At 57.0% G+C, this 13870-nt stretch carries 14 protein-coding genes, 1 pseudogene and 1 riboswitch; of the genes and pseudogenes, 8 read left to right on the top strand and 7 right to left on the bottom strand.

Features of this window, described 5'->3' with window-relative positions; genetic code table 11:
• Position 1: 1 nt before the first annotated feature.
• The 5 genes from ACUM6F_RS06860 to ACUM6F_RS06840 all read right to left on the bottom strand — a co-directional run bounded on the left by ACUM6F_RS06860 (position 2) and on the right by ACUM6F_RS06840 (position 7417).
• The gene (locus ACUM6F_RS06860; RefSeq protein ID WP_445348766.1) at positions 2–952 is read right to left on the bottom strand and encodes a DnaJ C-terminal domain-containing protein; all 951 of its coding nucleotides are present in this window, start codon (positions 950–952) and stop codon (positions 2–4) included.
• Positions 953–973: 21 nt separating this feature from the next.
• Positions 974–1276, bottom strand: coding sequence for a MerR family transcriptional regulator (locus tag ACUM6F_RS06855; protein WP_425619970.1), 303 nt, complete (start codon positions 1274–1276; stop codon positions 974–976).
• Positions 1277–1571: 295 nt separating this feature from the next.
• Positions 1572–3191, bottom strand: coding sequence for a stalk domain-containing protein (locus ACUM6F_RS06850; protein ID WP_445348765.1), 1620 nt, complete (start codon positions 3189–3191; stop codon positions 1572–1574).
• Between the two features lie 195 nt (positions 3192–3386).
• Entirely contained in the window at positions 3387–4028 is a 642-nt protein-coding gene (locus ACUM6F_RS06845) for a lactate utilization protein (protein WP_425619968.1), read from the bottom strand.
• A gap of 32 nt (positions 4029–4060) precedes the next feature.
• A complete protein-coding gene (locus tag ACUM6F_RS06840) occupies positions 4061–7417 on the bottom strand; it encodes an LAGLIDADG family homing endonuclease (protein ID WP_445348764.1) in 3357 nt (1118 codons plus the stop codon).
• Between the two features lie 199 nt (positions 7418–7616).
• A riboswitch (molybdenum cofactor riboswitch) is annotated at positions 7617–7738 on the top strand.
• A gap of 108 nt (positions 7739–7846) precedes the next feature.
• On the opposite strand from ACUM6F_RS06840, the gene ACUM6F_RS06835 reads away from it, so the two are divergent.
• Genes ACUM6F_RS06835 through ACUM6F_RS06825 form a run of 3 tightly spaced genes read left to right on the top strand, consistent with a single transcriptional unit; the run spans position 7847 to position 10188 of the window.
• A complete protein-coding gene (locus tag ACUM6F_RS06835) occupies positions 7847–8740 on the top strand; it encodes an ABC transporter substrate-binding protein (protein ID WP_425619966.1) in 894 nt (297 codons plus the stop codon).
• Positions 8741–8758: 18 nt separating this feature from the next.
• Positions 8759–9460 (top strand): ABC transporter permease, encoded by a 702-nt coding sequence (locus ACUM6F_RS06830; protein ID WP_425619965.1) that lies wholly within the window; start codon positions 8759–8761, stop codon positions 9458–9460.
• The gene (locus ACUM6F_RS06825) at positions 9457–10188 is read left to right on the top strand and encodes an energy-coupling factor ABC transporter ATP-binding protein (RefSeq protein ID WP_425619964.1); all 732 of its coding nucleotides are present in this window, start codon (positions 9457–9459) and stop codon (positions 10186–10188) included. Before ACUM6F_RS06830 ends, ACUM6F_RS06825 begins: the two co-directional genes overlap by 4 nt.
• Before the next feature lie 46 nt (positions 10189–10234).
• Here ACUM6F_RS06825 and ACUM6F_RS06820 read toward each other — a convergent pair whose 3' ends face one another.
• Both ACUM6F_RS06820 and ACUM6F_RS06815 read right to left on the bottom strand, forming a co-directional pair.
• A complete protein-coding gene (locus tag ACUM6F_RS06820; RefSeq protein WP_425619963.1) occupies positions 10235–10987 on the bottom strand; it encodes an SIMPL domain-containing protein in 753 nt (250 codons plus the stop codon).
• Between the two features lie 80 nt (positions 10988–11067).
• The gene (locus ACUM6F_RS06815; protein WP_425619962.1) at positions 11068–11280 is read right to left on the bottom strand and encodes a hypothetical protein; all 213 of its coding nucleotides are present in this window, start codon (positions 11278–11280) and stop codon (positions 11068–11070) included.
• A gap of 227 nt (positions 11281–11507) precedes the next feature.
• Between ACUM6F_RS06815 and ACUM6F_RS06810 the strand changes: the two genes are divergently transcribed.
• The 5 genes and pseudogenes from ACUM6F_RS06810 to ACUM6F_RS06790 all read left to right on the top strand — a co-directional run bounded on the left by ACUM6F_RS06810 (position 11508) and on the right by ACUM6F_RS06790 (position 13650).
• Entirely contained in the window at positions 11508–11663 is a 156-nt protein-coding gene (locus ACUM6F_RS06810; protein ID WP_425619961.1) for a CD1871A family CXXC motif-containing protein, read from the top strand.
• Positions 11656–12534: a 4Fe-4S binding protein gene (locus ACUM6F_RS06805; protein ID WP_425619960.1), complete on the top strand. Its 879-nt coding sequence runs from the start codon at positions 11656–11658 to the stop codon at positions 12532–12534. Before ACUM6F_RS06810 ends, ACUM6F_RS06805 begins: the two co-directional genes overlap by 8 nt.
• Positions 12535–12560: 26 nt before the next feature.
• Positions 12561–12758 (top strand): hypothetical protein, encoded by a 198-nt coding sequence (locus ACUM6F_RS06800; RefSeq protein WP_425619959.1) that lies wholly within the window; start codon positions 12561–12563, stop codon positions 12756–12758.
• Between the two features lie 15 nt (positions 12759–12773).
• Positions 12774–13064: pseudogene (locus ACUM6F_RS06795) on the top strand (TlpA disulfide reductase family protein); the annotation flags it as partial.
• 43 nt (positions 13065–13107) lie between these two features.
• Positions 13108–13650, top strand: coding sequence for a hypothetical protein (locus tag ACUM6F_RS06790; RefSeq protein ID WP_445348763.1), 543 nt, complete (start codon positions 13108–13110; stop codon positions 13648–13650).
• Positions 13651–13870: the final 220 nt, after the last annotated feature.

Genomic DNA, 13870 nt, shown 5'->3' with positions numbered 1-13870 from the left:
GTTAATTGAAAGCCAGGCCCTGGCGCGGGTTAAAGGAAGACACGCGTCCGAGTTCCTGAAGGGCTTTCTTCTCCGCTCCCGTGAGGCGCTCCGGGATTCTGAGGTCCAGATGGACCAGCAGGTTCCCGGGTTTTTCGCCTTTCATACCCGGCAGTCCCAACCCCCTGAGGCGGAGCACCGTGCCGTTCTGGCTGCCCGGGGGGATGGTGAGCTTTACCGTCCCCTTCAGGTACGGAAACTCAATCGTTGTTCCCAGGGCGGCCTCAACGACTGAAACGGGCATGTCGCATTCGATATCCCGGCCGGTAATACGGTAGAAGGGGTGCGGCTTGACCCGCAGGGTGACGTAAAGGTCGGCGGGCTGGCTCCCTCCCGTGTCTATGACGCCCGGCACGCGTAAACGCAAACCGTCTGACGCGCCCGCCGGGACCTTCAGGGTGATCTGCCTGCCATTGACGCGCAGCTTCTTTTCGGTTCCGGTGTAAGCCTCCTGCAAGGTAATCTCCAGGGTCGTTTCGTAATTCGCCTGCCGGGGCTCGGCATCCCAGCCTTTGAAGATGTCCTGGTCGGCGAAAAGGTCGCCGAGGCCCCCGCTGAAGATCGTTTTAAAGAAGTCGCTGAACCCGTCGGTATCCCGGGTACCGAAGGTGAACCTGATGCCCTGGCTGCGGCCTCCCCTGGTCCAGGGTCCCGCGAAGCGAAAACCTTCGTGGCCCTGGCCGAAGTCCTGCCCTGTCCAGCCGTACGGAATTGAATCGTAAGTGGCCCGTTTTTCCGGATCACTGAGCACCTCGTAAGCTTCGTTGATTTCCTTGAACTTCTCGGCCGAGCCCGGCTCCTTGTTCTGGTCAGGGTGGTACTTGCGGGCTAGTTTCCGGTACGCTTCCTTAATCTGTTTGGCGTCTGCATTCTTGTCAACACCTAAAATGGCGTAGTAGTCTTTATACTGCAAAAGATCACACCCCCCACTACGCTATTCATCCTGGCTTGTTTCACGCTCAAAGACGACGTTGGTTACCACCTGTCCGAACATCTCCTCCAGCTCGAGGATAATCTTTACTCCTGCCAGGTTGACCCCGCGTTCCTGGGTCAGGTAGCGGATACGGGCAATAAGGTCCAGGTCAGCCTGGGAGTATAGGCGATTGTTGCCTGCCGTGCGCGCCGGGCATACAAGTTTACATTCTTCGTAGATGCGCAGCGTCCGGGGATGGATTTTCATCAGCTCGGCGACAACGCCTATAGGATAGACAGCGGTTCGATCGGGCACCTTAACCATTGTTACCAGCATCCACCTTTAAATATCCTCTTAATATTTATATATAACCTAACAGTATCATTGTCAAATAATTTATCAATATTACTAGTTAATATATGAAGGGAGGTTCGCGGCGTTCGCCACTGTAAAAGCGGGAAGACTAATTCTGCAAGTTGTTGGGCAGAAACGGCCGGAAACAAAAAAAGGAGGAATCGGCAAGTCGATTCCACGAAATACGGGGAGTGGTCGGCGGTCAATTGTCAGCTGTCAATTAAAGATCATTGATCAGGGAAGCCGAATTTCGGGCCATCGCCTGTTACAGTGTTGCGGCAATTTTCTTGGCTTTTCCATCCCAGTCGACCTTGGCCCCGAAGGCTTCGGCGATGAAACGCAGGGGGACCAAGGTGCGGCCGTCCTTGACGACCGGAATGGTATCCATTTCGTGATAGCCGTTGTTGAGCCTGTAACCCTTGGTCCCAAGCCACAATTGTATCGTATCGTTCCCTCTGGTTACTGTCACGCAGCCCTTGGCGGCGTCCCACTGGACCTGCGCGCCCAGGGCCTCGGCAATGAAGCGCAAGGGAACCATCGTGCGGTTGTTGCGGTCTACGTAGCAGGCCGCATCCGAATTAACGGATTTTCCGTTGACAGTGATGGTTATGGCGTGAGGCTGGAACTTACGGGCGATCAGCTCCCAGGTGCCGGGATCCTCCATCCCCAGGCGCCATAGGGCGATACCCCGCAGGTTGTAGCGGTTGACCAGGTCCAGTTTTCCCGCGAGGCTGCCGGCGTTTTCAAAGTAGACGGTATGGCTGGAACCGCTCCTGTCCGCATACTCAAAATAGGGAGCATGGTTCCTTTCATCCCATTGTACGCTTCTGTTGTACCGACGGGCTGTTGCCATAGCCAGCTCGTGAGAAAGGTAGGTCGCCCCGCCGCGGTCAAGGTTCCAGTCGAAGCCGTAGCCGGGTATGCCCAGCAGCACCTTTTCCGCCGGCAGTTTGGAAAGGGTGTATTTTACAACCTTTTCAACAAATCCCTGCGAAGCTATAGGGCCGGCACCGGTCACGGTGGTGTGTTCGTCATAGGCCATTACAGCCACCATATCCGCATACTTTCCGACTTTGGCGTAATCAAAGTTGTCTCCCCAGCCGCCTGACCGGCTGTCGGATACTTTGGGCGGCACGCAGACAATAATCGCGTATCCGGCAGGTTTAAGCTGGGCCGAGAGCTCGGCTAAGAACTGGTTGTACAGGTCCCGGTCAGCGGAATAAATATTCTCGATGTCGATGCATACGCCGTCAAACCCCTTGCTTTTCAGCAGGTTGAAAATATTCATCACCAGCGCCCAGCGTTTTTGGGGATCGGACAGCGCCGTGCGGACCACGTCCTTGCCGGTGGTTGAACTGTTGTAGAGCAGGTTGTGGACCAGCGCATAGTTCTTAATATTATTGTCCTTGCAGAAACGGATAACCCGGTCGATTTCTTCGCGGGTGGCGTTACCCTGGATTTCAAGCTTTGTGGGGTTATTACTATCCAGGCGGTACCAAAAGGGGGCGATGGAGGTTATTTTGTCCTTCTGTGCGGCCAAGGTGCCGAAGGAAGAAGGAATGCGCGGCTCGTCACAGACGTAAAATCCCAAAACCTCTTTGCGGGTGGTTTTGGCGGACGTCAATAACCGGTTAATCAGTTGATTGGTTCGCAAGTCGGCAACGCCGTTGGCGGCCAGATTATAGTCCTTTTGCAACTGCGCAACCGCTGCGGTCGTTTTCGGCCCGTAATAGCCGTTGGGGGTTGCATTCAAATAACCGAGTTGCCGCAGTTGCTGCTGTAATGCAAACACGTCGGACCCGCTGTCGCCGGGTTTCAATAAAGCGGCCCCGCATGCCGCCGAAGCAGCAATCGTAAAAACACAAAAAAATAAGGCCACAGCCACAAAATTCAACCATTTTTTATTGCGGGACATTGTAACCTCCAGGGCCGGAAGTATGCACCAGGGCCTGCAACTAAGTCTATTAATGATAAAAGTTTACATTAAAAAAAAATAATCCCTTCATGAAAATAATGGGATTTATAGCGGGTTGTGTCATTGCGCAATCAAACAGAGGGAAGGGCAAACGGGGGTAAAGTATTAGAATCCGAGGTTTTCGCCGATAAGGATAATGGTGTAATCGGGTATCCCGTCGGGCCGGGCCTCGATAATTGATGTTACCCGGCACATTCGTGCGGAACCCGCGCAGTCGGTGCAGTAACCCGTCTTGCCGCAGGGCGACGGGTAGTTAAGGCGCACGGCGTTCAAGGGCGCGGCTTGGTTCTTGATCCGGTCCAGGGCGGCGTGCAGATCCTTGACCACCTTGTTGACGCCGGCGACGAGGATAACCTTCCGGGGTCCAAAGATCATCGGCGCCACCCGGTTGCCGATACCGTCGATGTTTACCAGATGGCCGTCAAGGGTGATGGCGTTGCAGCCGGCCAGGAAAACGTCTGCGGTCAACTGCGCGCGGCGCACCTCCGCTCGCTGTTCGTCGTTCAGGCCGGGGACCCAATGATCGAAGACGGTTTGCCCGCGCTTGCGCAGGGCGTCGGCGATGCCGAGGCTGCGGATAGTTACGGAGCCGCCGATGCCGACGTTGTTTCCCGGCGGAATCTGGGTCAGCACTTCCCGTACGGCGTCATCTTTGCCGGGGAAATAGAGAGCCTTAAAACCGTTGCGCTGTAAAGCGCTTAGAACTTTCTTGGCCCGCTGCTCCGCGTAAGTGGCATAGATGTTCATTTGACCGAATCAACCTTTCATAGTCAATATCCCTAACACTTGCTGTAGCCGCAGTTCTGGCAGACGAAGCAGCCTTCGGCGCGGCGCATCTTGGTCTTGCACCCGGGGCAGATGTCCCTGGCTTCTTCTACCTCTTCGTCATCCCCGTTAAGCTGCTTGGTAAGCTTGCCCTGCTGGCTTTTAATGGCCAACTGGTCCCTGATCTCCACCAGTTTCCTGGCGATGGCCGAGGCGCAGGACTTGCCGGGCGAGACCGGCTTGCCGCGCCCGCGGGCGAACTGGTACGAGGGACAGGCGTGGGTGCTCATGAGCTGCCCGACGATCTCGTCGATACTGATGCCGCCGCGGATGGCCAGGGAGATCAGGCGGGAGGTTGCTTCGGTATAGATCAGGCAGCCCCCGTCGGAGCCGGTGGTAATAAAGGTTTCGATGATCTCCCCGGTTTCGGGGATGTAGTTGACCGTCAGGTAGATCTTCCCGCACCCGGAGTCAAGGCGGTGGGTCACACCTTGGGCGTTGGCCGGGCGCGGCCTGATTTCACCGCGCTCCAGTTCTCCCGGCGGCTTCTGGCGTTCCTTCCCTTTGCCGACGGTGACGACGCCTTCCTTGCAGCCGTCGCGGAAGACGGTGATGCCTTTGAGGTTGCCGGCGTAAGCCATCTCGTAAGCCTGTTCGATGTCGTAGATGGTCGCCGAGTTGGGCAGGTTGATGGTCTTGGAGATGGCGTTGTCGACGTACTTCTGCAGTTCGATCTGCATCAGGATGTGGTCCTCGGGGGCGATGTCCTGGGCGCCCTTGAAGACGGCGGCAATTTCTTCGGGGATGCCTTCAACACCTACACAGGAGCCCCTTCTGGCGACCTCGGACATAACCTCGCGGGGTACGCCGTGCCGTTCGCAGGCTTTGCGGAAGAGGGGAGAAAAGACCTCGAAAATTCCGGCCACGTCAGTCGCCTTGGAATAGGCCACGGCGAAGATGGGCTCGATACCGTATCCTTCACACCCGGCCATCGTCGTTACCGAGCCCGTGGGGGCGATGGTGATGCATGCCGCGTTGCGCCGCTTACTGTGGGGGAAGAAGATGCTTTGTTCCCAATCCGGGAACGGGCCTTTTTCGGCGCCAAGCTCTTCGGAGTACCGGTGGGCGGTCTCCTGGATGAAACGCATGACCTCCCCGGCGGCCTTCCGTCCCTCCTCGCTGTCGTAGGGAAGTCCCAGCATAATCAGCAAATCGTGCAGCCCGGTGATCCCCAGGCCGATCTTGCGGGTCGCCCGCGTCGCCTCGGCGATGAAATCGAGCGGGTACTCGGCCACATCGATGATGTCGTCAAGGAAACGCACGCCGATGATGGTCGCCTCCCGCAGCTTGTCCCAGTCAATAACGTAGCCGTTCTTGGTTTGGCGCAGCATCTTATCAAGGCTGATGCTGCCCAGCAGGCAGGATTCGCCCGGATACAGGGGCTGCTCCCCACAGTTATGGACATAAATGCCGTTGGCATCAAAAGCGTTAACGCCGGGAATCTGTACATCATAGACAGGTTCTGATCCGTCATCCTCAACGGAGAGGACAGTAGCAACAAACCGCTCCCGATTCAGCATCCGTTTATATAAACCAAGAAGAGATGCTAATTTTGTTGCCTTTAAACTGTCGGCAAACCCGATCCGGTCAGCGAACAACTGAAGGTTGTCCTTACTAATCACTAGCTCGTGTTGGGTCTTAACCACGTACTGTCTTGGATTGCGGTTACTGTCCGGCAACAGCTTGAAGCCTTCGGAGCGACGCTCAGAATAAATGTCACTAGCGATACCGAGGCGCAGTAACATCCTTTGAACAGCTCGCAGCAGTTCAAGATTGCTTTGGGCCAGCCGTACGCTTACTCCTTTTTCTTGGGTACCCACAACCGTACCATCAGCATCGAACAGACCCCGCAAAAAGCCTCGGTAGCAGTCGGACGAGGTGCGTTCGATTGCTGGAGTGATTATCTTGTTCCCTGGAGTCATACCCAAGCTGAGGGCAATATCCCTAAGACTGGCCGATTTAAGCCGGAATTCGTTACGGCCTTTGACGGTATGCCATCCCTTGAAATCAGCACGGTGTGGTATTTGTCTTGCAAACCCAACCGCTTGCTCCATTACTGTCTTGATACCGTATTCTTCAGTACTGATACTGCCATTAGTATAAGCTGTAAGGACGGCTGTCTCAGCCTTCAACGTTCCGTCACCGACCAACAGGCCTAACAGGTATCCTTCGCCCTCAGTCAGCGGCCCGGGCCAACCGTTCAGTAGCCTATGGTTATGGAGGCATATCTGGTCACCAGGCTTTAGTTCGGATGCGGCAACCCATTCGGTATGAATACGATAGCGGGTTTTCTCTGCAGCGCGAAGGACCTTATGATCAGCGGTAAGCCGCAAGGTATACCCTTCACGGGTTGATAATCTGACAACAGGTTTAGTACCCGTCTCAAAGAAGCCCTCGGTACCAGACAATCGAACGATTCCGTTGACCACTGCTTCAAATTGACGCCCGATAAGTTCCACTACCTGGCGTGGTCCTTCACTGGTAATGACCCAAGTATCACCGGTTACACACGGGTTGGTTGCGTTGATGACCTTGGAAGGTACCGGGTTGTCGCGCTGCAGGCGGTCGAGAAAGATCAGGCCCGGGTCGCCGCAGGCGTGGGCCGCCTCGGTGATCATGTTCCAGAGCTCGCGGGCGCGCACGACCTGGTAAACCCTGCCGTTAAAAACGAGCGGCCAATCGGCGTTCTTGGCCTTGGCTTCCATGAAGGCGTCGGTGATCCCGACGGAAAGGTTGAAGTGCGTGATGGTCCCGTCGCGCTTGCAGTTGATGAAGTCGATGATTTCAGGGTGGTCAATGTTCAGGATGCCCATCGACGCTCCGCGGCGGACGCCCCCCTGCATGACCATGCCCGAAGAGGCGTCGTACAGGCGGATCAGCTCGACCACGCCGCTGGCCTGCCCTTTGGTGGACATCACGATCGTTCCCTTCGGGCGGATGGGGCTGAAGTTATATCCCACGCCGCCGCCGGACTTGAAGACCAGGGCGGTGTTCTTCAGCGTGTCATACATGGATTCGAGAGAGTCTTCAAGGGCCAGCACAAAACAGGCGGAAGGCTGCCAGGGGCGGTCGGACTTGCCGACGTTGGCCCAAATGGGCGTAGAGGGGACAAAGGTCAGGTTGCCGATGGCTTCCTGGAACTTGGATCCCCAGAACTTCTTTTTCTTTCCCTTTTCGGCGCCGGCGGCCGCGGAAGCTATGCGGTCCACCGCCTGTGCAAAATCCTCGATAACGTTGCCGTGCTCGTCTTTTTGGGCGTAACGGGCATCAAAAACCTTCTGCCCGGCGTCGGACAGCTTGGCATACCTCAACGGCGACCACTCCTCAAACGATATCCTTCATTCCATTATAGGGCGTATTCGGATGAACGTACAGCCAGGATTTGGGAAGCAACAGTTGGAAGTCAAGCTGGAAATAGGACGCCAAGCGTTGGGTGGTGAATTTGGAAGGCGAGATATCTCAATATTATTGGCAGGATTTTTTAGCTTCTGCACGAATCCAACTGTTAAACTAAATACCTTGCTCCGAGTCTCCGGGCCTACGGCAATCTTTGCTACGGCCGGCGGACCGATAGGGTGCACCGGGAAACGGGTGCGCCTCCCAGTGCGGAAAGGAGAACAAGATGTTACGGTCGATAAGGCCGGATCTTGCTTTATTTTCCGCAGGATCCGGCTTTTTTGCGACCCTGCGGGAGAGTTTTTGCCGAAAACATTTGATCATTTCGTAGGAGCTGAATACTGATGCGCTTGAAGAGAATTCTCACCCTTTTACTTGTTTTTGCCCTGGTCCTGACTGTCGTCGCGGGCTGCGGCGGCCAGTCAGACAAGGGTTCCGGTGATCAAGCACAGCAACCGCAGGAGCCCAAGGTAAAGGACATTATCCTGGCTACCACCACCAGCACGGTGGACTCCGGCCTGCTGGACATCCTGGTTCCGGATTTTGAACAGAAGACCGGCTACAACGTTAAGGTCATCGCCGTCGGCACCGGCGCCGCCCTTGAAATGGGCGAGAAGGGCGAGGCCGATGTCTTGCTGGTGCACGCGCCGTCAAGCGAAAAACCGCTGGTCGACGCGGGCATCGTCACCAACTACCAGCTAGTGATGCATAATGACTTCATCGTCGTGGGCCCGAAGGATGATCCGGCGGGGGTCAAGAAGGCCGCTTCCATTGAGGGCGCCTTCAAGGCTGTAGCGGCGAAAAAAGCCATTTTTGTTTCGCGCGGCGACGACTCGGGGACGCACAAGAAAGAGGTGTCGATTTGGAGGACCGCCGGGATTGAACCTTCGGGTAGCTGGTACCAGAAGAGCGGGACGGGTATGGGTGCCACCCTGAACATCGCCTCCGAGAAGCAGGGCTACACCTTGACCGACTGGGCGACTTACTTGGCTCAGAAGGAAAAACTCAACCTGGACATCATGAGGGAAGGCGACGCCGCCCTGCTGAATATTTACCACGTGATGCAGGTGAGCTCCCAAAAATTCGAGAAGGTTAATGCCGAAGGTGCCAAGGCTTTCGTGGAATACATGATCAACCCCGAGACCCAGAAGAAGATCGGGGAGTTTGGGGTCGACAAGTACGGCCAGCCTTTGTTCATTCCCGATGCCGGGAAAACGATGGATGAACTGACCAAGTAGTTAAGAGAGGGGCAGGTTGTGGAGGTATACGCCGAAGGGTTACGCGAGGCTATCCGTCTTCTGGTCAGCCTGGATCCGCAAGTTATGGATATCCTGGCGCGTACGCTGCGCGTTTCGGGCACCGCGACCCTGATCAGCATTGTGATCGGCGTCCCTGCCGGGGCCTTTCTGGCCCTGCGCAGGTTCGCCGGGCGCAATTTAACGCTGAGTCTGGTCTACCTGGGCATGGGCGCTCCGCCTGTGGTGGTCGGCCTCATCACCTGGCTGACCCTGACCCGCTACGGCCCGCTGGGCTTCCTTGGCTGGCTCTATACAACCAAGGCTATGATCGTGGCCCAGGCCGTCATCGCTTCCCCGATTATCGCCGGCTTCACCGTGGCCGCCATCCAGTCCGTCAACCCGAAAATCCGGCTGCAAATCCTGGCCCTAGGGGCGACGCAACTGCAGATGCTCCTGCTGCTGCTCCGTGAGGCGCGCCTGGGTATCCTGGCGGCGATCATCGCGGGTTTTGGGGGCGTGATCTCGGAAGTCGGGGCGTCGATAATGGTCGGGGGCAACATCGAGGGCGAGACGAGGGTCATGACCACGGCCATCGTCCTGGAAGTCTCCAAAGGCCAGACCGAGCTGGCGACGGCCTTGAGCATTATCCTGCTGCTGATGTCCTTCCTGATCACCTTCGTCCTTACCTTGCAACAGCAAAAGGGGCGTTCGGCGCAATGACCAGGGCCATTGAAGCCACACAGTTGGTGCTGGTAAAAGGGAATACCAGGATCCTCGACGTGGATGCTTTTGCTGTAGACCGCAGCGAGGTTGTCGCCCTGGTCGGGCCCAACGGGGCCGGCAAATCCAGCCTGCTGCAGTGCCTGGCTCTTCTGCAAAAGCCTTCGTCCGGCCGGGTGATCGTGGGAGGCGTTGCGGCGGACAGGAGGAACGCCCTGTCATTGCGGCGCAAGATGGCGGTGGTTTTCCAGGAATCGCTGCTTCTCGACGGTACGGTGATCGACAACGTGATGTCCGGCTTGCGTCTCCGGGGCGTCCCCCGTAGCGAGGCCGAGGACAGGGCGTACATGTGGATGAAGCGCCTGGGGATCCACCGGCTGGCTAAGCGTCAGGCCCGCCTGCTTTCCGGCGGCGAGGCGCAGCGCGCCAGCCTTGCCCGCGCCTTTGTCCTGGAGCCGGAGGTTCTTTTTTTGGACGAGCCGTTCACGGCTCTTGATTATCCGACACGGCTGGCGCTGCTCTGGGACATGCGGGAGTTGTTGCGATCTACGGCGGTGACGGCCGTTTTTGTAACCCATGACCCAACGGAGATTCCTTACCTGACGGACAAAGTTTACGCGATGCTGCAAGGCAGGATCATTCGCTCGGGCAGTGTCGAGGAACTGTTCGGTCACGTCCCGATGACGCCCAAAATCCAGATCCCCTGGGAGGTGAGAGGTGGGAAATGAGAGGGTGGCTGTTCTTTAGCCACCCTTGACGTTCAATCGGGTTTTTCTATTCGCTCAGCGCGAACTGGATCTGGATGCTGCCGGAGATCTCCAGTTGACCGGGTTCCACCGGAGTGCCTCCTCCCAGCCCTTCGTCAAGTGCTTTCATCGGTCGGTAGATAACGGGCATGTAGGCGCCCTCGACGTTAACCGCCAGTACCTTGCTGATCTTCATCCCCAGCGCCCTGGCGACCGTTTCGGCCTTGGCGCGGGCGTCGACGACCGCTTTCGTCAGGGCCTCGGACCGGGCGGCCACCTCGTCTTTCTTGCTGAACTGGATGTTGTAGCTTTGATTGGCGCCGGCATTGACGGCGGCGTCGATAACAGCACCGAGTTGACTGGTGTCGTCGACCACGACGCGGATATTGTTGATCACGCGGTAGGCGGTAACTTTGGGCGGTTCCGGGGAGCCCTCCTTATAGGGGGGGTGGTAATACTCAGGCCAGATACTGTAATCCACGGTCTGGATGTTCTGCCTGGGGATGCCGATCTTGACCAGGGCCTCGAGGACCTGGTTGGCGATACGGCTGTTTTCCTTTTGCGCCGCCTGCGCCGTAGGCGCCACGGTGTTCACCCCGAGGGTGATGCTGGCGGTGTCGGGGCGAACCATTACCTTGCCCGTTCCGGTAACAGTGATTACAGGCAGTCCCGTAGGGGACGGTTCCTGGCCGGTCGGGGCGGAACCGGCAAACGCGGTCGTACCTGCCAACAGGCTTAAGGCGAGCAAGACGACGATAACAAGACAGTGTTTAACCTTCAAGGGACATACCTCCTAAGTAAGATTTTAAGGCCGGAAAACTTTTCCCTGTTTTGTGAAGGTAAACCCTTACCAAGGCCTGTTTATGACATGGTTTCGACCGCTTCATAGTCGCTGCAGTATTTCGCCGAAATCCCCGTTTCCGGGGTCCAAACGAGGAACGCTCCGTCACAGGTATCGAACTCCAGGGGCTCCTCGGGGATGATCCCTTGCTGCAAATAGGTCGACTCAACGGCGTCTTCAAACTTCTCCTTCTTACGGCACTTGCCGTTTTTAACGCAGGTGGCGCAAAGCATGGCTTCTACCCTCAGGTGTAAGTGAACGTGATCGGGAGTCAGCCTTTTCTTCGACGGGGGGTTTTAACAACCCTTTTGTTTTTTCTTAAACCTGATGCCTGAAGGTTTGCCCCAGGCTCTCCATCCTTTATAATGGCAGCAGTTTCAGCCGGACTGCCCTTCCAACCCCTGATCGCCGGCAGGAATATCGCTTTTCACCGTATAATTAGCGGACAGGAGGTTTTATAATGGCGCAACGGACCTTGCCGCCGGGTCGCGGATTATCCGTGCTGCTGCTGGTTGTGAGCGCCCTGTTAATCGCGGCCGGCGCCGCGAGGGGAGAAATACCGGAACTCTTCCAAAAGGCGGTCCGCATCTGCCTGGAGTGCATCGGCATTGGCTAGCCGGGGACGCCTGTGGCCGATACCCCGGCGGGCCTGGCAGTTGATGTCCGCCCTGCTGGCGAACAGTTACTGGCCGGGGTTCGCATCGGGAACGATTTACCAGGGAGCGGGGAAGAATGTCTGCGTCCCTTTCCTTAACTGCTATTCCTGTCCGGGGGCCGTCGGCTCTTGCCCCGTGGGGTCCTTCCAGTTTTTCCTGGCGGGTCCGGGCCAGACCGTCTCTTTATACGTCCTGGGGACGGTGACGGGGGTTGGGGCACTGGTCGGCCGCCTGGTCTGCGGCTGGCTGTGCCCGTTCGGCCTCCTGCAAGAGGTTATGGCCCGTCCTTGCGCGCGGCGCGTAAAGCTGCCCGGTATCCTCCTGACGTTGAAATACGCCGTGCTGGTTTTGACGGTGTCCTTGCCGGTTCTGGCAATCGGCGCGTACGGGACCGCCTCCCCGTATTTTTGCAAGTACCTGTGCCCGGCCGGCACGCTGGAAGCCGGGGTGCTGCTGGCGCTGGGCAATCCCGCAATCCGCGGGATGTTGGGCTCCCTGTTCCTGTTTAAACTGGCCATCCTTGTTCTCCTGCTGATCCTGATGGTCTTTGTTTACCGGCCTTTTTGCCGGACTGTCTGTCCGTTGGGCGCCTTTTACAGCTTTTTTAACGCGTTCAGCCTCTGGCGGCTGGAATGGGACCACGGGCGGTGTACAGGGTGCCACAGCTGCCGGAGCGCTTGCCCGCTGGGCCTGGCGGTGGACCGGACGCCGAATCACCCGGAATGCATCCGCTGCCTGGATTGTACCAGGGTTTGTCCGTCAGGGGCGCTTCAGTTTACCTCTGGTATAAAACGGGAAGAAAGTGTTGTATTCGGGAGGGATGTAAGATAATAAACAAACGAGCTTACCTGATTTTCGTGCTGTTGCTGGTATTCCTGGGGGCTTGCGCGCGGCCCGAGGCTCCCAAGCCGCCGGGCGAAGCGCTCGACCGACCGCCTGTCGATGGGAAGGCTCCGGCTTTCCGGGCGGTGGACCTCGCGAGCGGGAAAGAAGTTGCCTTCCCGGACGACTTTTTAGGCCGGCCGCTGGCCATCTCCTTTTTTTCGCCGGGGTGAGGGGCTTGTGTTGACGAAGCGCTGCAGTTGCAGCCGAGGATAGCCGCCTACAGGAAACGGGGCTTTGATGTCTATTTAGTAGCCTGGGGTGATTCCGCCAGACTCCAAGACTTTCTTACCAGCAAGGGCATCACCATCCCTGTTCTCCTGGATGTTTCCGGCGATGCGGGGAAGGCCTACCGGGTACAAGCCATCCCGGAGACGGTGTTTGTAGACAGGAACGGCAGGGTTCACCACCGCAAGCTGGGCTGGGACCGGGAGGCGCTCGAGGAATTTGAAAAGCAGGTTGAAATCCTTACGAAGTAGTTGACGCATCGGAGAATATCTAACGGGAGGGTCCGCGTTTTCATTGGCTGACATTATCGCTAAATCGCCTTACAGACTGCTGGCTGAATTAAAAGAAGGCATGATTTGCGCCATCAAGGTCTTTCCCGACCGTAATCTACCCGAAACGACCCTGTTAATTAAGGCTCCCGCCGCAATGGTTCAGACCTGGCGCAAGGCTCCGGAGGAACAACTGCCCCTCAATTTCCGCTGGGAAATCGAGGACTTGCCCAGCCATCCCATTTTACGGCTGATTGTCAACGTTAACAATCCTCGCTATCCCTTTGCCGGGGAGGTGTTCTTCAACGTTTCCGATCCGACAGCCGTTAAGGCGCTGACGCTCCTTAAAGATCAGGACCGGATGGTGGTGGAGTTTTTCAGCAGCCAGGGGAGCACGGGCTTTCGACAGGTTTATCCCTGGCGCGCATTGATTCGACGGGAAACAAGGAAGGTGATGCGCTGGGCCGCCCAGCGGCTGGCGTGCATCCCTGAAGCAGCGCGGAGCTACAGCGAGGCGAAGGAGCAGCTTGACCGCGAAAGGCTGGAAGAGCGAAAAATGATGCATTGAAAATAAAAGAGCACCCTAACCCGATGGGAAGGGTGCTCACAGCCTACATTAGGACGGTGCGTTTCTTGGTTTAGCCCCACTTGCGTCCAGCGGTAGAAGCAACGATGAGAGCAAGCACAATAACCCACAGCGGAAGAGCAGAAATCCAGCGAATCATTGATAACCCTCCTTATATTAATTGTTTTGAGTGACCCGGTAGTGTTTTAAATTTTTTTGACAA

The organism is Desulforudis sp. DRI-14, assembly GCF_052618305.1.
Note: the sequence above shows the minus strand (reverse complement) of the source record. Positions and strands in the feature narration are given on the sequence as shown.

Excerpts from the sequence above, each read along its gene's own strand:
- ACUM6F_RS06855 (WP_425619970.1), bottom strand. The coding sequence starts at position 1,276 with ATGGTTAAGGTGCCCGATCGAACCGCTGTCTATCCTATAGGCGTTGTC.
- ACUM6F_RS06845 (WP_425619968.1), bottom strand. The coding sequence starts at position 4,028 with ATGAACATCTATGCCACTTACGCGGAGCAGCGGGCCAAGAAAGTTCTA.
- ACUM6F_RS06835 (WP_425619966.1), top strand. The coding sequence starts at position 7,847 with ATGCGCTTGAAGAGAATTCTCACCCTTTTACTTGTTTTTGCCCTGGTC.
- ACUM6F_RS06825 (WP_425619964.1), top strand. The coding sequence starts at position 9,457 with ATGACCAGGGCCATTGAAGCCACACAGTTGGTGCTGGTAAAAGGGAAT.
- ACUM6F_RS06815 (WP_425619962.1), bottom strand. The coding sequence starts at position 11,280 with ATGCTTTGCGCCACCTGCGTTAAAAACGGCAAGTGCCGTAAGAAGGAG.
- ACUM6F_RS06810 (WP_425619961.1), top strand. The coding sequence starts at position 11,508 with ATGGCGCAACGGACCTTGCCGCCGGGTCGCGGATTATCCGTGCTGCTG.